A 20,157-nucleotide genomic window follows, 5' to 3' on the forward strand; every position below is an offset into this window, starting at 1 on the left:
ATCCACCGGGGTCAGGCAGTCGCATCATGGCGCTCCTCTCGGGTTCAGATGTCGATGAGACGGGTTCGCGGGCCTTCACGGCGGTGCCGCCACCACACGGCACCGGCCGGGTCTTCCTCGGCGGTCGTGGCTACCGGGTAGCGACTGCCGACGTCGGTGAGCCGCTGGTGGAGGTGAAGCTCGCGACGGGGCGATTGCAGCGCGAACAACACCGGCCACCGCCGGCCGGTGACGCCGGACAGGTCGACGTACCGGCGCATCTTGTCGACCAGGACCGGCAACGGCTCGGTGCCGGTGTCGTATTCGACGAAGAACGACAGCTCCCGGCTCCCGTCGCGCCATACGCCGTGCCCGTCCGGGCGGATCTGCGGCACCCGGGCCGTAGGGACGTCGATGAAGGCGTACGGCTCCTGGCAGCGACCGGCCGACCACCAGCGCTCCAACGCCGTGCCGGGATGGGTTCGGGCGTGCCCGGCGAGCTGAGTGAAGAAGCCGTTGACGCCCAACAGATGCGGGAGGTTGGCGCGGTTGGTGAGGTACCAGCGGCGCTTGCGGGCTCGATCGCGTCGCGGCGGGTCGTCGCCGCGCTGGGCGCTGATGACGTCGGCGCCGAGCTGGCCGAGGACGTAGTGGTACGGGTAGGAGCCACCGTCCTGCCGCTGCGGACGGAACCGGTCGATGAGGTCGTCCTGCCTGAGTTCGCGCAGGCGACGCTGGGCGTAGTTGATGGACGGGAACAGGGCCTCGGCGATCTGAGAGCTCGTCAGCACACCGTGGTCGGCGAGCCAGCCGAGCAACGTGAAGTCGCGGGCGGTGAGTCTGGCCTGTACCAGTAGGAGTCGTTCGGCCATAGGCAGTACTCCCGGTCAGGGATCCCACAGAGGGATCTGTCGTGACGGACCGTCGTGCATCTGTAGGGACGTTGAGCTGCGGTGTTGGATCACGCCGCAGTCCGGTCGGGGGTCCCGTTCAAGCAGGACCCCCGGCAGACCCGCCGGACGGACTCCCAACGGGACACCCGGCTGGTCACGCAGCGGATGGAGTTGCCAAGCAACGAGCCGGCGAACCGGGCAGCGAGGAGCAGCGCCGACGACACGCGGAAGCGCGCGACGGGCAGGGGCTCAACTCACCGGCGTGGGTACCTGACTGGAGGTCCGCCCGATCACCGGAGCCGCCCGATGCCAACCGGCCGCTGCTGTCCTCAGGCCCGTGAACCGGCTTGCACACTTAAGGCTGCGTAGGCACGGACCCCGGCGGACGACGACCGGTCACACAGAGTCCCGTCCATTAAGCATGATCGATCACTTGTTGGCTAGTGCGGATACCCGCGTCAACTCGGCCATCGCCCGCCAGGCGGCGTCAGCCGATGCCCACGGCAGACACATCCCGCGCACCGGCTCGCACAGATGCCAGGGCTTGCCGTCCCTCAGTTCGAGGGCGGAGATCTCGATGTGCTCGTTCGCGCCGTCCGGGTCCGCGATCTTCGAGATGAACACCTCGACTCGCGGATCGCCGGTCGGCACGATGAACGGCTCCGATCGGTGGTACTCGTCCACGCCTGCGCCGTAGGCGGTACACGCCGCGCGGGAGCACCACTTCGGATGCGGCTCTTCCCTCATGACTCCTCCTCGCTTGCCGATCCAACTGGCGGCCAACCTACATCACATAGTGATGCAGGTGGTACCTCGTGATGTAGGTTCCATCGACGCGGAGCAAGGTGCGGATGTGCCGCTGAAGAACGACGGGACGCCGTACTACCGCCAGGTGGCGGCAGATCTGCGCGCCCAGATCGAGAAAGGCACGCTGAAGCCGGGCGACAAGCTCCCGAGCACCCAACAGCTCCGCGACATCTACGGCGTGAGCGGGACGGTCATCCAGTTCGCGATGGTCGAGCTGAAGGCGCAGGGCCTGGTGATCGGCCAACCCGGACGTGGTGTGTACGTCGCCGAGCGGTAGCCCTGGCAGGATGTTGTCCGTGAGCTCCCTCGACCTCGTCTTGGTGCTGCGGTACCGCAAGGCCGTCACCTACGGCTTCCACGTGCTGCTCGGCGCGCTGGAGGAGCACGAGACCGGCACGTCGTACGAAGTGGTCTTCGCCGAGTCGCCGGACGCCACGATCGAGGCGATCACGTCGGGCCTGGAGCGCGCCAAGCGTGTGCTGGTGCTGTGGTCGTTCTACTCCCCCGACGCCGAGGCCCTGGCCGCCGAGCTGACCACCATCAAGGCAGCGGCCCCGGGCGCCTTGCACATCGCGGGTGGCGTCCACGCCACGGCAGAGCCGATCCAGACCCTCGACGCCGGCTGGGACGTCGCCGCCATCGGCGAGGGCGAAACGACCCTGACCAAGCTCGTCGACGCCGGCGGCGACCCGACGGGCGTGACGGGCCTGGCGTACCGTGACACGGTCGGCAAGGTCGTCAAGACCGGCCGCCCGGAACGCCTGCCCCTCAACACCTTCCGCGGCTTCTCACTGCGCTGGCAGCGGTTCAACGCCCTCGAAATCACTCGAGGTTGTGCGTTTTCGTGCAGATTTTGCCAAACGCCCTTCATGTTCTCGGCCCGCTTCCGGCACCGCACCGTGGAGAACATCCGCTGGCACGTCGACCAGATGCGCGAGCGCGGCCTGCGGGACGTCCGCTTCATCACGCCGACCGCGTTGTCGTACGGCAGCCAGGACGAGTCCCCGAACCTGGACGCGGTCGAGGAACTGCTGGCCTCGTGCAAGGAGGGCATCGGCCCGAACGGCCGCGTCTTCTTCGGCTCGTTCCCGAGCGAGATCCGCCCCGAACACGTCAGCCGCGAGGCGCTTCGGGTCGTCAAGAAGTACTGCGCGAACAACAACATCATCGTCGGCGCCCAGTCCGGCTCCGACCGCGTCCTCGACGCAGCGAAGCGCGGCCACGGCGTCGAGCAGGTCATGCGAGCCGCCCGCCTCGGCATCGAGGAAGGCTTCCGCATCAACGTCGACATGATCTTCGGCATGCCCGGCGAGGACCAGGCAGACGTCGACGCTTCTCTGAAGCTCGCCAAGGAGCTCGCCTCACTTGGCGCGCGTATTCACGCGCACACCTTCATGCCACTGCCCGGCACCCCTTGGCGCGACGCCGCCCCCGGCGACGTCGACCCCGAGACCATCCGGGCCGTAGACCGCCTCTCCCAGCAAGGCGCGCTCTATGGACACTGGCAACGCCAACGCGAACATGCGGCACGGCTTGCCGCCGCCGCAGAGGCGTACCCGCGCCCCGGGCGGACCAGGACGCTGTTGCCGATCCATCCGACTTCGGAGTAAGACGAGCGGGGAACCTGCGGGAGCCGAGAAGCGGGTCATAGCAAATGCCCGTGCTTCGGGATCGGAGCGGCTTGGTGGAAGTCTGCTGACCGCTGAGCGTCAGTTGACCAAAGGTGCACATTGGCGCGTCACCACTGCGCGGCGCGCTGATCGGGAACCTACACATCAGTGCCAGCGGCCCGCGTGTGGAGATCGACATCGCAACGCGCCGGCTAAATCCGGCTGGCTCCTCACCACCTATCTGCGCATCGAGCTGATCACGGATGCCCTAGCTGTCGGAGTCGCCATCCAAGGCGGCCAGGTGATCTTGCGCGGCGACCGCGACAGTCAATACATCCATACCGAGGTCGCCAAGGGGCCTCTGCGGCGTGTAACGCTCGGTGGACGCTGCTCTGCGTCCGGGTCCCCACATCTCGGCTAGATCGCCGGAGGCCGCCTCCTGATCCGAAGCGTGCCGTGTTGGCTTGTCCAGACCTTGACTAGATAGCTCCATGGTCAAACAATGGCACAGAGCGATACGCCTATTACCAGCAGTAGCGGCACTTCGAGCGTCAGTTCAGCCAAGGGCTCGATCTGGTGTACTAACGTCCGTGGGCGAAGGGTGTGACTATGGCCGAAGCATCGAACCCAGGTTGTGGGCTGGTCCGATTCATGGCATCGGGCTTGCGGTAGACGCATGGTCTCGGCATTGTCGGGCTTTGAGCAGTTGTCTGGCGACGAATGGCAGGATCTATGCGTCAGGGTGCTGCATGAGCACCATGGCGGCGGCCAGTTGATCGAGGTCCCGGACGATGACCTCGGAGACGGTGGCCTCGAGGCTTATTCGCTGGATGGGTGCATTTATCAATGCTATGCGCCGGAGAATGAGCCGCTCGATACCGGTACTCGTTACCGGAAGCAGCGTAGCAAGATGACTGCCGACGTTGGAAAGTTCATCAGGAATAAGGCGAAGATTGCCAAGGTGTTGCCGCCCGGATATCAGGCGAAGTTATGGATTCTGCTAGTTCCTCTGATCAACTCAAAGCGGCTTAACGAACACTGTCATGATCAGACAGTGCGACTGCGAGCGGAAAGTCTCCCGTATGCCAGTCATGACATCATAGTCGTCGGCCATACCTTACGCTCCTTCGAGCGGGCGAAAAATGCGGTAATTGAGCGGCGTTTAGATCGGCTCCATCTCCCAGCTCCGGAAATGTCCAATTTTGGTGAGATTGAAGATCCACTCATCGAGGTTATGAATTCAAAGTTGGCGCGCACATCTACCTATTCGATTGCCGACAAGCGCAGCAGGTTTGTTGACCGTCTTCTCCAGAATTCGGTGGCTGCGCGAGAGCATCGTGAATGGATTCACGACAACTATTCCGAGCTTGGGGCGGATTTGGCGGACCGGATGACGGATTTGGAGGCCCGTCTTGAGGTTCAGTATCCGCTCGATCAACCGAACCCTGATCGGTTACTGGCAACAGTGTTGACAGACACCGAGAGGGAAATCATTAATATCTTGAATATACGTCAATCACAGGGGCGTGTACTCGCTGAGGGGCAAGTTGCAGACTGGCTTATGGAATGCCCATTGGACTTTCCGTGAGCGAAAACCCGATGAATTCTGAAACTGTGGCCGAAAATACGGCGGCTTTGTGGACATTTACGCGTCCAGCCTCAGTGCATGATATCGAGAGTCTCGACATTCCTGTAGTTTTTCGTCAGCAGCCGCGACCGCTGGATGTGCGGCGTCGCGTGGCTTACCGAACCGCATTGCTTGCGCTGGTTCTCGCGAGTTTCAATGCAAATGCGGCAAATGTGGAGAACGTGCATTTATTCATGTGGGCGACGCGAACTCGAAGAACGAGACAAATGCTAAAAATGTGGTGGATTGGTCGACGGTTCGCCGGCACTCAAATGCAGCGCATCGACCCTGATCTCCAGATTACGATCTCCTTGGCTGCCGCTGACGGTTTGGTTGGGATTATCGGCTCTTCTAGGCAACGCATAAAGCTATCAGGCAAGGGTGTTGAGCTCGTCTATAGCGTCCGGGCTGAACCGGAACTACTGAGGGTTGAGAAGGAGTTCTTGGCGTCATTTCCGCGCTTAAGTGACGCTGCCGTAGCCCGGCACTTGGGAGGTGGGGGTGCATGAAAGCTTGGATCACGGCAGTGCGCCTCAGAGTGCGTACAAGAAATTCGGCATTCGGGCGAACGATCTTTCTCTCACCCGGTCTGAACATCGTCAGGGCTGGCAATAATCGCGGTAAGACGCAGATTGTACAGGGCGCTATCTATGGCCTAGGTATGGAGAGAATGCTTCAAGCTCGTGCTCACGCCCCTCTCGGGAGTGCGCTTACGAGCGAGATTATTTATTCAACGGATGATGGAGAGGTTGCGGAGTCTGTCATTTCAAGCTGGGTTGCTGTCGAAATGCGTAACGATGCAGGAGAGTTCATTACTGCGCAGCGCTTCATCAAGCATCCCGTGATTCAGCGCGATCTCGTACGTTTGTGGGAGGGGGCTGCGCTGTCTGGGGATGCGGCCACTGACCAACCAAACGAATATTTCCTGCACGCTGCTGGATCGGTTCAGGGTGATCGAGGATTTCATACCCGACTGCTCCAGTTTCTGAGGTGGGAACTTCCCGCTGTCGTCAATTATGCTGGTCAGCCCACGCTGCTCTACCCGGACGTCGTATTTCCGTTCCTAATCGTGGACCAGCAAGCCTGGGTCTCCTCAGGTCCGCGAAAAGTCGATCGGTATCAGATTCGGAATCCTGTAAGGCGTGCGGCCGAGTTCCTCCTTACTCTCGATGGCCCGAATGCTCGGAGGCGACGAGAGGAGCTGGAGCGTGAACTTGCCGATTTGCTGCTTACTTGGGCATCCGCACGCGCAGCGATCCGTGGGCAGGTGAGTGCGGCTGGTGGACGAGTGGTCGGATTGCCTGAGAAGCCGGCCGGCGCCACCGCTCGAGCAGCTAACGTCACCCCCTCCGACTTGACGAATGTCCGGCTGCAGATAGTCCGAGAGGGGGAATGGCTATTGTCCGACGATGTGATTACATCGTTGGATGCCGAACTTCAAGAACTTGTCGCAAGAACCGCTTTACCGTCAACCGAGACTAGTGCAGGTTACGATGAGCAGGTCCGAGGGGAGATTGCGAATGTTAAAGAGGAGTTGAATGACGTCCTCGCTGCGGCGCGTCTTCTCGAGCAGGATTTGTCTATCGCGGAGGCGCAGCTTGCTGCCCTCGACCGGAGACTTGACGGACTGACAGAAGAACGTGATAGAAACCGTGATGTTGCGACGTTAATCAGATTGGGTAGCGAAGTTGCGGCTCAACATATCGCGGATCACAACTGCCCCACTTGTCGCCAGTCATTGGACGGCGTAGAGGTAGAAGATCTTGGTCCCACATTGAATGTAAATGAGACGATCGGCTTGCTGAATGCACAGATTGCGACCGCCAAAGCGATGCGCGATCGGTCGAATTTAGTATTGGATCAGTCCGCCAACGCGTATTCGGCAATGCAACGCGAAGTGGACCATCTGCGAGTTCGTCTTCGCGCTCTGGAGGCGGACGCAATTGCTCCCGATCAGGTCCCCAGAAGCGCCGACATAGCCAGAAGGATCACCGTTGAATTGCGTCGTGGTGAGATTGTTCGTGCGAGGGATTCGTTTGATGATGGAATGTCTGAACTCGTGTCAATAGCGGCCGAAGCTGCACGTTTGCGAAACGCAATTAATCGTCTTCCGGATGGCTATACTGACGCGGACTTGGCCACGCTTCGGGAAGTTCAGACTTTAATGCGCAATCGACTGCAAGTTTCTGGATTTGGCAGCTACGATCCGGCACTCGTGCAAATTGATCGGGACTCACTCCATCCGGTACGAGAAGGATTTGATGTAGACACCGACGCAAGTGCGAGTGACGTCGTTCGAATTAAAATTGCTTACCTGGATGCGATTCGGCAGATCGGTCGGCGCCGCAATTCCCATCCAGGGTTCCTAATTCTCGACGAGCCACGCCAGCAGGATATGGAATTGCCGGACTACGAATCGGTTCTTCGCTATCTTGCTGAGGATGCTGGCGACGCTGGTCAGGTGGTAGTGACCAGTACGACTGACGTACCCAACCTAAGAGATGCCCCACCCCGTGGGGCAGTCAAATTCATTGAGCTCGGCTCAGACCGCATCCTAGAGCAGGAAGAGATAGTGGACTCTATGGAACCTTAGTCTGGTGATCACGTTGAGTTGAAATAGGCGCTTGGCGGTTCGGCGTTGCTATCGGCTGCCCTCGAGCGCGATTAGCGTTTGCTCGATATCCCATGCTGGACGGCACACCCCTCGGCCCGCCATCGGTGAAGCGTTGCACCTTCGGTGGCACGTTGAAGTACAGGATGACCGGAGCACTGCTGGACCGGGTGCCCTCGATGTCTAGCAACGAGTCGCGGCCAGCACACACATGGCTGGTAGCCACGTGAGCACCCGGAATCGCCTGATGGGTCCGGTCAAAGAGCGTAGTTGGGACTAGTACGCGCACGCGTAGACACAACCCCTCGTGATCTCAATGGGGTTCATCCGCTTGTACGTGACCGGAAACGCCCGGTACGTCCCGAGCGGCTCGCGGTGCGCCTTCCCGGTGCGGTGGAGCGTGCCCTGCTCGTCGCGGTAGACGAGGCCCTGGATGCCCGTGGGGTCGCCGGCCTGGTCGACGAGGTTCAGGAGGGTGCTCTCCCCCTCGCCTACGGCGGCGATGTCCCACCCGGCGTCGAGGGTGCGCACCGGCTCGGCGGTGGCGTGCACTCCGCCGGCCACATGGACCGCGCCGGGGGCCTGCTCCTTGATGGCGGCGAGCTCCTCGGCGAGGGCGGCGGCGTCGGGCGAGTAGAAGCTCCAGAGCACCAGTACCTTGCCAGCGCCATGGGCCGCCTTGATGGCCTCGACGGTGGCGGCGGCCGACTCGGCGAAGACGACCTCGTAGCGGGTGTCGGTCGGGTGCTCTTCGAGGGCGGCGAGCAGCACGTGGTGGCCGTAGGTGACCGCTTTGCGGTACCGCAGAATCAGAACGAGGTCGGCGCTGCTCACGCCCCCCATCCTGCCAGGCCTGACACTCCGGTCAGAGCGGGCTCATCCGGTCCAGGACCTGGGCGGCGACGTCGAGGATCTGCTCGACCTTGGGTACGTCGCGCTGCACCTCCTCCGCGCTGATCGTCGGGGCTGCGGCGGATGGGTACTCGACCTGGTTGCGACGCCGGCGGAGGCGGTCGAAGGGGCGCAGGACGCCGCCGAGTGGCGGGTCGAGCTGGGCCGTCACCGCGTCGCGGACCGCGATGTGGCCGCCCCGGCTCGTGGCGCGTACGCCCTGGTTCTCCAGGATCGCGGCGAGGGCCTTGCGGGCGGCGTCGTACAGCAGCTGGTAGGCCCCGGCGGGGTCGGCGGCCGCGATCGCCCCGGCCGAGGTGAGGTGCCGGCGGGCCTGGGTCAGGAGATGGTCGGCGTGGGCGCGGCTGGCCGGCACTCGTTCCAGTTCGCCGCGGGCGATCATGTCGTCCAAAACCTCGCGGCCCTGTTGCCATCTCACGGGTGTACTCCCGGTTCGATGATCGGGTACGCCGGGCGGGACCGCACCGACGCCAGGAAGGGATCGTCGTCGCTCTTCGCGTGCCAGGCCGCGGCCGCGACGCGGTGGATGTTGACCTCGCGGCCGAGTTCGCGTTCGGCGCGGCGGGCGGCGTCGGCCAGGTCGTCCTCGTCCGCGTCGCCGATGACCAGCACGTCGACGTCGCGGGGTGGGGGGCCCGCCTCGCCGGCGTAGCGGGCCGCCCAGGAGCCGTAGATGTAGGCCGCGTCGACGCCCGGCACGGGTGGCAGCACGTCGGCCAGGACCGCGGCCGGGCCGTACGTCAGCGCCAGCAGTTCGGTGAGCGGGCGGGCGAGCGGGTTGTCCAGGTCCGCCTGGAGCAGGCGCATCGTGCCCCGCCGCTCCTCGCGCACGAGGCCCGCCTTGGCCAGGTGATCGGCCTCCCGGCTGATGGTCGACTGGGACGACTTGAAGCGGCGGGCCAGCTCCGTCACCGAGTAGTTCTGGTCCGGGTGCAGGTACAGCCAGGCCAGCAGCTCACCCAGCAGCGGCGAGCGCAGCAGCGGCAGCAGGCGGGACCTTACTTGCACATCCTGAAAGATACCTTGCAGGATGTGCAAGTATCAACTCAGCGTGCAGGCACAGGCGCGTCGAATAGCGTGACGGCGCCGCCCCGGTGTAGGAGCTCGTGAACCGCAGGCCGATGCGGCGGTCACCGGCGTCGCGGGCGCCGTTGCCGACGGCCGGTCCTACTGGGCAAGCCCGGTGCCCGTCACGGCCACGAGTGCCACGACGCCGGCGGCCAGAGCACCGGCCCGGCGGCGACGGCTGGTTCCAAGGCAGCTGACCGAGGCCGGACTAGCGGGCGCTGAGGGCCAGGCTGTCCAGCCGCCGGCCCACGGTCGCGTCGACGATGGCGGTGAGCAGGGCCGCCTTCGTGGACTTGGCGGGGGCGGCCACACCGAGGGTCTTGGCCAGTTCCTTCGCCTGCGGGACGGTGAGTTTCAGGTCGTTGAGGTACTGCACCGCCGCCTGCCGGGTCTCCAGTTCGGCGAGCATCGACTCGATCTCGCTCACCGGGCGGGACAAGGCGGCGGGGGCGGCCTTGGCGGGGCGGCCGGACTTCGGGACCAGCTCCAGTTTCGCCGCGCCCGAGGCCAGGTCCTGCAACTGGTCGGCGGGCAGGGTCCGCACGAACGCGGCCACGCGGAGCAGCACCTCGTGGGCCAGGTCGGCCGGGTCTGTCATCAAAACAACGCTCCGCTCAAAGTCGAGTGCGCGCCAGGAACTCGCTCGTCAGCTGTTGCAGCTCGTATCGTAGGTTCTCGACCGCCGGGGTGCCCTCCGGTGCCAGGACCACCGGCACCGCGCGCAGGCCGGCCTCGGTGACCGCCGACTTGTTGTCGCGGATGGTCTGGCGGAAGACCGGCATCTCGATCTCCGTCGTGCGCTGGACCGACGTCTGCTGGGAGTTCAAAGGACCGTTCGCGGTGTACTGCACCATCGTGTACACAACCCCGGCGATCTCCGGGTTGATCGGGGTGCCGGCGACCGAGTTGTACTCCTCGACCAGGGCCGACAGGCGGGTCCGCAGCAGGTCGATGCCCAAGGTGGACAGGTAGTCGGGGCGGGCCGGGACGACCACGTGGTCGCTGGCCACCAGCGCGGTTCTCGTCACCAGGTTGAAGTTCGGCGGGCAGTCGATCAGGACCGTGTCGTACTTGTTGAACGACGGGTCGGCGAGGGCGTCGGCGAGCAGGCGGTACACCTGGAGGTACCGCGGACTGCTCTTCTGGAAACGCGATCCGCCGAGGCCGGCGGCCAGGTCGAGGTCGGCGTCGACCAGGCCCAGGTGGGAGGCGATCAGGTGCAGGTTGCCGCCGTTGGGCTGGACGATCGCGTTCACGGCGTGCGGGGCGAGCACGTACTTGAACAGCGGCTCCGGCGCGCGCGTGGTCACGAACGCCTCGAACCAGGCGCGGATGGTGGGCTGCTCATCGAAGTCGGACGGACGGTAGAAGGAGTACGTCAGGCTCGCCTGCGGGTCCAGGTCGATCAGCAGGACCTTGCGGCCGCGGGCAGCCAGCTCCGCCCCGAGGTTGGCGGTGACGGTGGTCTTGCCGACGCCGCCCTTGTAGTTGATGACGCTGACGACGCTCATCGGCTGTGCCGGCCCTTCGGGCGGTCGCGGCCCGCGCGCTGGTCGAGGAGGGTGGCGGCGCGCTGGAGGACCTCGTCCCAGAGCGGCTGGGGCGAGCCGCCGGCGACCATGGCGGCCAGGTCCTCGGCCAGGCGGTCGAGCAGGGAGAGCTCCACCGTCGGGTCCGGGTCGGGCTCGATGACCCGGCGCTGCCTGGGGATGAACGGGACCGCCGCCGACGGCGGCTCCAGCGGCAACGGGTCGCCGCTCGCCACGATGTCCAGGAAGCGGATCGTGCGGGTGAGGGCGACGAACAGCAGGCGGTGGCCGCGCGGGTCCTCGGCGACGATCTCCTCCGGCTCGACGACGATGACGGCGTCGAACTCCAGGCCCTTGGCCTCCTGCGGGGAGACCAGGTTGAGGCTGCATTCGAGCTCGCCCTGGTCGGCGCGGCCCCACGGCAGGTCGTTGGCGTGCAGGGCGAATTCCAGCTCGGCGCGCAGGATCGCGGGGCAGATGATGCCGACGAAGCGGTTGGCGTCGAGGTGGTCCCGGGCGATCTGGGCGACCCGGCCGGCGCGTTCGCCCGGTTCGACGACGTGCGTGCCGGGGTCGGCGGGGCCCTCGCGGACCACGTGGGTCGGCTCGACGCCGGGCGCGGCGAGCGGGAGGAGCATGGCCGCCAGCTCGTACACCTGGCGGGGCACTCGATAGCCGTAGCGGAGCGGGGCGATGACCCGCGGCTGCTGGGCCGGCAGGTGGGCGGTGACCTCGTCCCACGAGTCGCGGGCCCAGGCGCCGGTGGACTGGGCCAGGTCGCCGACCAGGGTGAACGAGCCGTTGGACGAGCGCCGGCCGATGGCGCGCAGCTGCATCGGGGAGAGGTCCTGGGCCTCGTCGACGACGATGTGGCGGTACCGCCCGGTCGAGCCGTTGACCAGCTCGTCCACCTCGTCGAGCAGCGGAATGTCGGCGGCGCTCCAGATCTGCGCGGACAGGCGGTCGGCGCCGCGGCGGTACAGCAGCGCCACGTCCTCCGCGCTGAAGTCGGCGCCGGACTCACCGCCGGCCGCGGCGGCCAGGCGCGTGCGGGAGCCGAAGAGGCTGCGCAGGAACGCGGGCGGGCTCTGCAACGGCCACAGCCGCTCCAGCAGGTTCTCGACCGGGGGCAGACGCTCGGCCTCGAGCGGGCCGCCGCGTTCCCGGACGAGCTCGGCGAGGCGGGCCCGCAGCCGCTGGCGGCGCACCGCGTAGGGACCGCCGGCGGACCGGGCGGCGGCGACCGCGTCGGCCACCTCGGCGCCGGTCAGGGTCAGGAAGCGGCCGTCGAAGAGCATCCGCTCGGCCGCCTCGGGGACGCCGATGCGGGCCTCCAGCGCGCGGGACAGGAACCCGGCCATCCGGGCCTCGCCCTTGAGCCGGTGCGTGGCGGGGTCCTCCTGCCGGCCGCGCTGGACCGGCGGGCCGAGCTGGTCGATGTCGATCTGCTCGACCTCGGTGTCGCCCAGACTCGGCAGGACTCTTCGGATGTACCGCGTGAAGGCCGGGTGCGGCCCCACGACGAGCACGTCGCGGGGGCGGAGGCTCTGCTGCTCGTTGTACAGCAGCCACGACACGCGATGCAGCGCCACCGCGGTCTTGCCGGTGCCCGGCCCGCCCTCGATGACGAGGCAGTTTTCGAGCGGGAAGCGGATCAGACGGTACTGCGCGGCCTGGATCGTCGCGACGATGTCGTGCATCTCGCCGGTGCGGCCCCGGTCGAGCTCGCCGAGCAGGGCGGCGTCGGGACCTTCCAGGGCCTGGACGGCCTCCGCCAGCTGGGCGAAGACGAGGTCCTCGAAGTCGAGGATGTGGTTGGCCTCGCAGGTGAAGGTGCGCTTGCGGCTCAGGCCGTGCGGGTCCTCGACCGACGCCTCGAAGAAGCTCTTGGCGAAGTCGGCCTTCCAGTTGATGACCAGGATCTGCCGCTGGTCGTCCCAGATCGACTCGTGGCCGATGTAGAAGCGCTCGTGCTCGATGTCCATGCGCCCGGTGGCGACCGCGTGCTCCGCGGTGGCCATGGCGTCGCGGCGGTTGCGGCGGAACCCGCCCAGCCAGCGACCGGCGCCGGCGTTCGCGGCCGCGTCGGGGTTGTCCCCCAGTTCGGCGCGCGCGCGTTCCCGGTGCTTGTGGGCGAGGTCGAAGTGTTGCTGCTCAGCAGCGATTTCGGCTGCCTTGGACTCCACGGAACTCCTTCTCGCACCCTGCGTGCGCCTCACGCTACCTTGCGCCGTGGAGGCCGGTCGATCCCCGCGGGGCCGAATCACCCTCGGACAACGGGTGAATGGCGGGGGCCCGGGTAGCGCCTCACCCGTGGTCAAACGGTTAGCTGTCAGGTCGGCGTTTCCCGCGCTGCTCATGGCGTTGCTGGGTGCGGCGTACGTCACCCCGGCCCGCGCCGGCGCGACCGAGGGCATCCACGTGGCGAACGGCCGGCTGGTCGAGGCGGGCGGCGAGCCGCTGGTGCTGCGGGGCGTGAACCACGGGTTCGCGTTCGGGCCCGGGCCGGCCTCGGTCTTCGACGACATCCGGGCGACCGGGGCGAACGCGGTGCGGGTCGCGCTGTCCAGCGGCCACGAGTGGACGGCGACGACGAAGTCCGCGGTCGCCGGGGTGATCGACCGGTGCAAGGCGGCTCGGCTGATCTGCGTGCTCGACGTGCACGACACCATGGGGTACGGCACGCAGCCCGGCGCGGCCACCATCGCCGAGGCGGTCGACTACTGGCTGTCCCTGCGCGACGTGCTGCGCCACGAGGAGCCGTACGTCGTGCTGAACATCGCCAACGAGCCGTCCGGCCACGCCGTGGACGCGAACTGGGTCGGCAACACGATCGCCGCCATCGCCCGGCTGCGCGCGGCCGGGCTGCGCCACTCGCTCATGGTCGACGCGCCGAACTGGGGCAACGACGCGTTCCGGGTGATGTACGACCACGCCGCCGCCGTCTTCGCCAGTGACCCGCTGCGCAACGTGACGTTCGACGTGCACATGTACGGCCCGTTCGACACCGCGGCCAAGGTGTCGGACTACCTCGACCACTTCGTCGCGCAGCGGCTGCCGATCGTGGTCGGGGAGTTCTCGTCGCTGCACGAGTACGGCGACCCGGACGAGGACGCGATCATGGCGTACTGCCAGGCCCACGGTCTTGGGTATCTGGGCTGGTCGTGGAGCGGCAACAGCCCGGAGTACCACTATCTGGACGTGGTCTCGGACTACCGGGCGGGCCGGCTGACGTCCTGGGGGCGCCGGCTGATCGACGGCCCGAACGGGCTGCGCGCAACCGGGCGCACGGCGAGCGTCTTCGGCCGGCAGTGGCTGGCAGCAGCTCGGTGAACGCGCCCGTGCAAAGCTATGCGGGTGAGCGACCTCGGCCCGAACCTCCCCGAGCTGCTGGGCGGCGTGGAGCCCGCCGGCGCGCCGGGTGCGGGCGCGGCCGCGGGCGAGCTGGAGGACAGCGTCCGCTCGATCGAGCGCGCGGCCGGCGCCCTGGCCACGGCCAGCGTGGCGCGGATGGACGAGACGCTGCCGTGGTTCCGCGAGCTGCCGGCCGACCAGCGGGCCTGGGTCATGCTGGTCGCGCAGGCCGGGGTGCGCTCCATGGTCGAGTGGCTGCGCAACCGCGACCAGGACGGCCCCGCGCCGCCGGACAACTCCGAGGAGTTCTTCGACGCGGCGCCGCGCGCGCTGGCCCGCTCGATCAACCTCGGCCAGACCGTCCAGCTGATCCGGGTCACCATCGAGGTCGTCGAGGAGCACCTGCCGCACCTGGCCGCGCCCGGGCAGGAGACGTCGCTGCGCGAGGCGGTCCTCTACTACAGCCGCGAGGTCGCGTTCGGGGCGGCGCGCGTCTACGCCCGGGCGGCCGAGACCCGCGGCGCGTGGGACGCCCGGCTGCAGGCATTGCTGGTCGACGCCCTGCTGCGCGGCGACTCCTCCGACGTGCTGGCCAGCCGGGCGGCCGCGCTGGGATGGGCCGACGCACCACCGGTCGCGGTCGCGGTGGGTCGCTCTCCAGGCGGAGAAGCCGCGGCGGTACTGCACACCGTCTACCGCGCCGCCCGTCGCATCGGCGTCGAGATCCTCGGCGGCGTACACGGCGATCGCCTGGTCGTCGTACTCGGCGGAGCCGCCGACCCGATGGCCGCGACCGAGCGCCTGCTGGTCGGCTTCGGCGACGGGCCGGTCGTGGTCGGGCCGGCGGTGCCGTCGCTGGACGAGGCGACCGAGTCCGCCCGGGCCGCCCTGGCCGGCTACCGCGCCGCGCCCGCCTGGCCCGCCGCGCCCCGGCCGGTGGCCTCGACCGACCTGCTGCCCGAACGCGCCCTGGCCGGTGACGCGGAGGCCCGCCGGATGCTGCGCCAGGAGGTCTACGGCGCGCTGGTGCGGGCCGGCGGGGAGCTGCTGGAGACGCTCGACGCGTTCTTCGCCGGCGGCGGGGTCCTGGAGAGCGCCGCGCGGGGGCTGTTCGTGCATCCGAACACCGTCCGGTACCGGCTGCGGCGCATCGGCGAAGTGACCGGATTCACGCCGCTGGTGCCCCGCGACGCCTTCGCGTTGCGGATCGCGCTGACCATTGGGAGGCTGGATCCGTTCGGTCCGGCGCCCACCACCCCGCCCACATCGGGGTGATTTGTCCGATTATCCTGTCCGGGGCGTGAACAACGGACGCCACCGGGTAACCGGGCGGATCTGTTGGCACAACACCACGCGATCTTTTGTAGGGTTCCTACAAGTGACGTCGTCCAGTTTGGTGTCTCGCGGTACCCGCGGGACCGTAGTGAATCCGGAAAAGTCTTAGTGGTGCTCGCCCTACTCGCTCCAGGCCAAGGCTCGCAGAAGCCCGGATTCCTGACCCCGTGGCTCGCCCGGCCCGGTGCCGAGGCCCGTCTGCGCTGGTGGTCCGCGCTGTCCGGGGTCGACCTGGTGCACCTGGGCACCGAGGCCGACGCCGAGGAGATCAAGGACACCGCGAAGACCCAGCCGCTGCTGGTCGCGGCCGCCCTGCTCACAGCGGCCGAACTGCCCCTGCACGACGTCGCCGTGGTGGCCGGGCACAGCGTCGGCGAGCTCGCCGCCTCGGCCGTGGCCGGCGTGCTGAGCCCCGAGGCCGCGGTCACCCTCGCCGGGGTGCGCGGCCGCGAGATGGCCGCCGCCTGCGCCCTGGAGCCGACCGGCATGAGCGCCGTGCTCGGCGGCGAGCCGGACGAGGTGGTGGCGGCGATCGACGCCGCCGGGCTGTACCCGGCCAACCGCAACGGGGCCGGCCAGATCGTCGCCGCCGGCGCCCTGAGCGGGCTGGAGAAGTTCGGCGCCGAGCCGCCGGCGCGGGCCAAGGTGATCAAGCTGCAGGTGGCCGGGGCGTTCCACACGCCGTTCATGGCCCCGGCCGAGGCCGCGCTGGCCACGGTGGCGGCAGGGATCACCCCGGGCACGCCCGGCAAGGTGCTGCTGTCCAACCGAGACGGCAACCCGGTCGCCGACGGGCCCGAGATGCTGCTGCGCCTGGTCCGCCAGGTCACCGCGCCGGTGCGCTGGGACCTGTGCATGGAGACGATGGCCGCGCTGGGGGTGACGGGCGTGATCGAGCTGGCTCCCGCCGGTACACTCGCGGGCTTGGCCAAACGGGCCCTCAAGGGCATCGAGATCGTGACCGTCAACACGCCGGACGACCTGGGCAAGGCGCGCGACGCGATCGCGCGCCACGGCGGGGATCCGGCCCGCCCGGCGTTCCGCGCGCAGGACCGCGTCGCGATCTCCCCCGCCGCGGGCCCGTTCACCCCGGCCGCGGACCTCGCCGCCGGCACCCGCGTCGAGTCCGGCCAGGTCATCGGGGCCGTGCGGACCGCGCGGGGCCCCGTCGACGTCGCCGCGCCCGGCGCCGGCGTGCTCACCGAGTGGCTCGCCCGTCTCGACGAACCGGTCGCCCCCGGCCGGCCGCTCGCCCGCATTGGAGGCCAACTATGACCCCGGCTGCCGGATCCAAGATCCTGGCGTTCGGCCACTACCAGCCGTCCCAGGTCATCACCAACGACGACCTGTCGAAGGTGATCGACACCAACGACGCGTGGATCCGCGACCGGGTCGGCATCGCCCAGCGGCGCGTGGCCGGCTCCGAGACCGTCGCCGACATGGCGATCGCCGCGGCTGGCAAGGCCCTCGCCGCCTCCGGGCTGACCGCCGCCGACATCGACACCGTCGTGGTGGCCACCTGCAGCTCGATCGACCGCTGCCCGAACGTGGCCACCCGCGTGGCGGCCAAGCTCGGCATCAACGCCCCGGCCGCGTACGATCTCAACACCGCCTGCTCCGGCTTCTGCTACGGCCTGGCCAGCGCCGACCACGCGATCCGGGCCGGCGCCGCCCGCAACGCCCTGGTCATCGGGGCCGAGAAGCTCTCCGACGTGACCGACTGGACCGACCGGACCACCGCCGTGCTCTTCGGCGACGGCGCCGGGGCGGCCGTGGTCAGCGCCGCGGCCGAGGGCGAGCAGCCCGGCATCGGACCCGTGGTCTGGGGCTCGGCACCCGAGAAGGGCGACGTGCTCAAGATCGAGGGGTGGCGGCCCTACATCAAGCAGGAGGGCCAGGCCGTCTTCCGCTGGGCCACCACCGCCATCGCACCGTACGCCCAGGCCGCGCTCGACCGCGCCGGTGTGCAGGGCAAGGACATCGCCGCGTTCGTCGCCCACCAGGCCAACACGCGGATCATCGACGGGATCGTCAAGCGGCTCGACCTGCCCAACGCGGTGGTCCTCAAGGACCTCGTCGAGTCGGGCAACACCTCGGCCGCGAGCATCCCGCTGGCCCTGTCCAAGGCCATCGAACGGCACGAGATCCCGTCCGGGGCGCCGGTGCTGCTCTTCGGTTTCGGCGGCGGGCTGACCTACGCAGGGCAAGTCATCCGCTGCCCGTAGCGATCTGTTCATCTCGTATCTCAAAGAGCGTCAACCCTAGGAAGGAAAGCTCTATGTCCACCCGTGAAGAGATCGCCGAAGGCCTCGCCGAAATCCTCGAAGAGGTCGCCGGAGTCAACCCCGACGACGTCGCCGAGGAGAAGTCGTTCACCGATGACCTGGACGTCGACTCGCTGTCCATGGTCGAGGTCGTCGTGGCGGCCGAGGAGAAGTTCGGCGTGAAGATCCCGGATGACGAGGTGCCGAACCTCAAGACCGTCGGCGACGCCGTTTCTTACATCGAGAAGTCGCAGGCCTGATGCTGCCGCCGGGGTCCCGCACGGGACCCCGGCGCACCGGGCCGGCCGCAGAGGGAGTTGTTGAGCAGTGAGTGTTGAGGTCGTCGTCACCGGCATGGGGGCCACCACTCCCCTCGGCGGTGACGTGCCGTCCACCTGGGAGGCCATGCTCGCCGGGAAGTCCGGGGTATCGGCGCTGCCGCAGGAGTGGGCCGCACAGCTGACCGTCCGGATCGCCGCGCAACTCGCGGCCGACCCGCTCGAGAAGATCGACCGCGTCCAGGCCCGCCGGCTGGACCGCAGTGAGATGACCGCCATCATCGCCGCCCGCGAGGCCTGGGCCGACGCCGGCTCGCCCGAGGTGGAGAAGGACCGGCTCGCCGTCAGCGTGGGCACCGGCATCGGCGGCGCGCAGACTCTGCTCAACCAGGACGACATCCTGGAGGCCAGCGGACCCCGCAAGGTCTCCCCGCACACCGTGCCGATGCTCATGCCGAACGGCCCCGCGGCCTGGATCGGCCTGGAGCTCGGCGCCCGGGCCGGCGTACATTGCGTTGCCAGCGCCTGCGCCACCGGCGCCGAGGCGATCGCGCACGGCCTCGACCTGATCCGCCTCGGCCGCGCCGACATCGTCGTGGCCGGCGGCACCGAGGCCGTGATCCACCCGCTGCCGATCGCCGGGTTCGCCTCGATGCGCGCCATGTCGGTGCGCAACGACGATCCCGAGCGCGCCTCCCGCCCGTGGGACAAGGGCCGCGACGGCTTCGTCCTCGGCGAGGGCGCCGGCGTCATCGTCCTCGAACGCGCCGACCACGCCCGCGCCCGCGGCGCCCGCATCTACGCCCGGCTGGCCGGGGCCGGTCTCAGCTCCGACGGGTACGACATCGTGCAGCCCCACCCCGAAGGCGACGGCGCGGTCCGGGCCATCGAGTTCGCCCTGCGCGACGCCGGCGTGGCCAAGTCCGACGTCCAGCACGTCAACGCCCACGCCACCTCGACCCCGGTCGGCGACATCGCCGAGATCAAGGCGCTGCACCGCGCCCTGGGCGACCACCCGATCCTGACCTCGACCAAGTCCATGACCGGCCACCTGCTGGGCGCGGCGGGCGCGGTCGAGTCGATCGCCACGATCCTGGCGGTGCACCACGGCGTCGTACCGCCCACGATCAACCTGGACGACCCGGACGACGCCCTGGACCTCGAGGTGGCCGCCCACAAGGCCCGCCACCTGGAAATCCCGGCGGCCCTGAACAACTCGTTCGGCTTCGGCGGGCACAACGCAGCTCTGGTGTTCGCCCGCGTCTGAGTCGCAGCAATTTGGGGGCGCTCCTTTTCGGAGTGCCCCCTTTCTGCTTTTCTGGCTGCCCGTCGGTCCGGCGTGCGGTTTCTTCCACCGGCCCGATGGTCAAGGTTCGGTGGTCCAGACCGTAGAAGACTGCCGGGTCCGTCGTGGTCATCATTCGGTGGTACAACTCAGGAAGCTAATTTCTTTTATTCTTTCAGATTCTCCTCCTGGACCACCGAACGTCGACCACGGCGGACCCGGCTCCTGAATCTACGGCCTGGACCACCGAACGGTGACCAAAGTCGTCTGCGGGACCCGGCTAATACATTCCGGTCGCCGCAGGCGGCCGGGGACCATCGGCCGAGGGCACATAGCGGTGCCCATCGGTCCGGCCTGACGCTTTTCAACCCCAGCGCAACAGCAACCCAGAAATTCGCGGCATCTGCGATTCCGGACGGTCGTCAATGAGAAAATCAGCAACCCAGTGGGACGATTGTTGGGTGGGGCAGATGTCATTGTTTGGCCGGGCCGAAATGGCGGCGATGCGCGACACCACGAGACGCCGGAATTACTCCCCGACCAACGAGGCATTTCGGAAAGAGCACAAACGGCATCGCGACTGGGGGCTGGCGAAGCGGCACGCC

General features: G+C 67.7%; 18 protein-coding genes and 1 pseudogene. 11 read left to right on the forward strand and 8 right to left on the reverse strand.

Features of this window, described 5'->3' with window-relative positions:
* Positions 1-44 precede the first annotated feature (44 nt).
* Both ACQP00_RS45015 and ACQP00_RS45020 read right to left on the reverse strand, forming a co-directional pair.
* The gene (locus tag ACQP00_RS45015) at positions 45-851 is read right to left on the reverse strand and encodes a replication-relaxation family protein (protein WP_433209360.1); all 807 of its coding nucleotides are present in this window, start codon (positions 849-851) and stop codon (positions 45-47) included.
* A 450-nt stretch (positions 852-1,301) separates the two neighbouring features.
* A complete protein-coding gene (locus ACQP00_RS45020) occupies positions 1,302-1,556 on the reverse strand; it encodes a hypothetical protein (protein WP_433209363.1) in 255 nt (84 codons plus the stop codon).
* Between the two features lie 169 nt (positions 1,557-1,725).
* Here ACQP00_RS45020 and ACQP00_RS45025 point away from each other — a divergent pair, with 169 nt between their 5' ends.
* From ACQP00_RS45025 to ACQP00_RS45045, 5 genes and pseudogenes are all read left to right on the forward strand, one after another.
* A complete protein-coding gene (locus ACQP00_RS45025) occupies positions 1,726-1,956 on the forward strand; it encodes a GntR family transcriptional regulator (RefSeq protein WP_433209366.1) in 231 nt (76 codons plus the stop codon).
* 10 nt (positions 1,957-1,966) lie between these two features.
* Positions 1,967-3,124 (forward strand): annotated as a pseudogene (locus ACQP00_RS45030) (TIGR04013 family B12-binding domain/radical SAM domain-containing protein); the annotation flags it as partial.
* 841 nt (positions 3,125-3,965) lie between these two features.
* Positions 3,966-4,877, forward strand: a complete 912-nt coding sequence (locus ACQP00_RS45035) for a hypothetical protein (RefSeq protein ID WP_433209369.1) — start codon at positions 3,966-3,968, stop codon at positions 4,875-4,877.
* A complete protein-coding gene (locus ACQP00_RS45040) occupies positions 4,874-5,425 on the forward strand; it encodes a hypothetical protein (RefSeq protein WP_433209372.1) in 552 nt (183 codons plus the stop codon). The genes ACQP00_RS45035 and ACQP00_RS45040 overlap by 4 nt, the downstream gene beginning before the upstream one ends.
* A complete protein-coding gene (locus tag ACQP00_RS45045; RefSeq protein ID WP_433209375.1) occupies positions 5,422-7,509 on the forward strand; it encodes a hypothetical protein in 2,088 nt (695 codons plus the stop codon). Before ACQP00_RS45040 ends, ACQP00_RS45045 begins: the two co-directional genes overlap by 4 nt.
* A 294-nt stretch (positions 7,510-7,803) precedes the next feature.
* On the opposite strand, the gene ACQP00_RS45050 is transcribed toward ACQP00_RS45045, so the two are convergent.
* From ACQP00_RS45050 to ACQP00_RS45075, 6 genes are all read right to left on the reverse strand, one after another.
* Positions 7,804-8,361 carry a cobalamin-dependent protein gene (locus ACQP00_RS45050; protein ID WP_433209378.1) on the reverse strand — a complete coding sequence of 186 codons (558 nt, stop codon included), beginning with the start codon at positions 8,359-8,361 and terminating at the stop codon, positions 7,804-7,806.
* A gap of 31 nt (positions 8,362-8,392) precedes the next feature.
* Positions 8,393-8,857 (reverse strand): hypothetical protein, encoded by a 465-nt coding sequence (locus ACQP00_RS45055; RefSeq protein ID WP_433209381.1) that lies wholly within the window; start codon positions 8,855-8,857, stop codon positions 8,393-8,395.
* Complete coding sequence (locus ACQP00_RS45060; protein WP_433209384.1) at positions 8,854-9,447, reverse strand: MarR family transcriptional regulator; 594 nt, start codon at positions 9,445-9,447, stop codon at positions 8,854-8,856. The genes ACQP00_RS45055 and ACQP00_RS45060 overlap by 4 nt, the downstream gene beginning before the upstream one ends.
* A 268-nt stretch (positions 9,448-9,715) precedes the next feature.
* The gene (locus ACQP00_RS45065) at positions 9,716-10,105 is read right to left on the reverse strand and encodes a hypothetical protein (RefSeq protein WP_433209387.1); all 390 of its coding nucleotides are present in this window, start codon (positions 10,103-10,105) and stop codon (positions 9,716-9,718) included.
* 16 nt (positions 10,106-10,121) lie between these two features.
* A complete protein-coding gene (locus tag ACQP00_RS45070) occupies positions 10,122-11,018 on the reverse strand; it encodes a ParA family protein (RefSeq protein ID WP_433209390.1) in 897 nt (298 codons plus the stop codon).
* Entirely contained in the window at positions 11,015-13,222 is a 2,208-nt protein-coding gene (locus tag ACQP00_RS45075) for a HelD family protein (protein WP_433209393.1), read from the reverse strand. The genes ACQP00_RS45070 and ACQP00_RS45075 overlap by 4 nt, the downstream gene beginning before the upstream one ends.
* A 127-nt stretch (positions 13,223-13,349) precedes the next feature.
* Here ACQP00_RS45075 and ACQP00_RS45080 point away from each other — a divergent pair, with 127 nt between their 5' ends.
* The 6 genes from ACQP00_RS45080 (at position 13,350) to fabF (ending at position 19,534) form a co-directional block, all read left to right on the forward strand.
* A complete protein-coding gene (locus ACQP00_RS45080) occupies positions 13,350-14,369 on the forward strand; it encodes a cellulase family glycosylhydrolase (protein ID WP_433209396.1) in 1,020 nt (339 codons plus the stop codon).
* 66 nt (positions 14,370-14,435) lie between these two features.
* Positions 14,436-15,665, forward strand: a complete 1,230-nt coding sequence (locus tag ACQP00_RS45085; RefSeq protein ID WP_433224228.1) for a PucR family transcriptional regulator — start codon at positions 14,436-14,438, stop codon at positions 15,663-15,665.
* A 171-nt stretch (positions 15,666-15,836) separates the two neighbouring features.
* Positions 15,837-17,000, forward strand: coding sequence for an acyltransferase domain-containing protein (locus tag ACQP00_RS45090; RefSeq protein ID WP_433209399.1), 1,164 nt, complete (start codon positions 15,837-15,839; stop codon positions 16,998-17,000).
* Entirely contained in the window at positions 16,997-17,950 is a 954-nt protein-coding gene (locus ACQP00_RS45095; protein ID WP_433209402.1) for a beta-ketoacyl-ACP synthase III, read from the forward strand. The genes ACQP00_RS45090 and ACQP00_RS45095 overlap by 4 nt, the downstream gene beginning before the upstream one ends.
* 53 nt (positions 17,951-18,003) lie before the next feature.
* On the forward strand, positions 18,004-18,249 hold the full coding sequence (locus ACQP00_RS45100) for an acyl carrier protein (protein WP_223097536.1): 246 nt from the start codon (positions 18,004-18,006) through the stop codon (positions 18,247-18,249).
* Between the two features lie 94 nt (positions 18,250-18,343).
* Positions 18,344-19,534 carry a beta-ketoacyl-ACP synthase II gene (fabF, locus tag ACQP00_RS45105; protein WP_433224230.1) on the forward strand — a complete coding sequence of 397 codons (1,191 nt, stop codon included), beginning with the start codon at positions 18,344-18,346 and terminating at the stop codon, positions 19,532-19,534.
* The last annotated feature ends 623 nt before the right edge of the window (positions 19,535-20,157 follow it).

Source organism: Dactylosporangium sp. CS-047395 (assembly GCF_050942185.1).
Classification (GTDB): Bacteria; Actinomycetota; Actinomycetes; order Mycobacteriales; family Micromonosporaceae; genus Dactylosporangium.

What these genes read in the sequence shown, in the direction of transcription:
- ACQP00_RS45015 (WP_433209360.1), bottom strand. Translation starts at nt 851, where the DNA reads ATGGCCGAACGACTCCTACTGGTACAGGCCAGACTCACCGCCCGCGAC.
- ACQP00_RS45035 (WP_433209369.1), top strand. Translation starts at nt 3,966, where the DNA reads ATGGTCTCGGCATTGTCGGGCTTTGAGCAGTTGTCTGGCGACGAATGG.
- ACQP00_RS45045 (WP_433209375.1), top strand. Translation starts at nt 5,422, where the DNA reads ATGAAAGCTTGGATCACGGCAGTGCGCCTCAGAGTGCGTACAAGAAAT.
- ACQP00_RS45065 (WP_433209387.1), bottom strand. Translation starts at nt 10,105, where the DNA reads ATGACAGACCCGGCCGACCTGGCCCACGAGGTGCTGCTCCGCGTGGCC.
- ACQP00_RS45070 (WP_433209390.1), bottom strand. Translation starts at nt 11,018, where the DNA reads ATGAGCGTCGTCAGCGTCATCAACTACAAGGGCGGCGTCGGCAAGACC.
- ACQP00_RS45095 (WP_433209402.1), top strand. Translation starts at nt 16,997, where the DNA reads ATGACCCCGGCTGCCGGATCCAAGATCCTGGCGTTCGGCCACTACCAG.
- ACQP00_RS45100 (WP_223097536.1), top strand. Translation starts at nt 18,004, where the DNA reads ATGTCCACCCGTGAAGAGATCGCCGAAGGCCTCGCCGAAATCCTCGAA.
- fabF (WP_433224230.1), top strand. Translation starts at nt 18,344, where the DNA reads ATGGGGGCCACCACTCCCCTCGGCGGTGACGTGCCGTCCACCTGGGAG.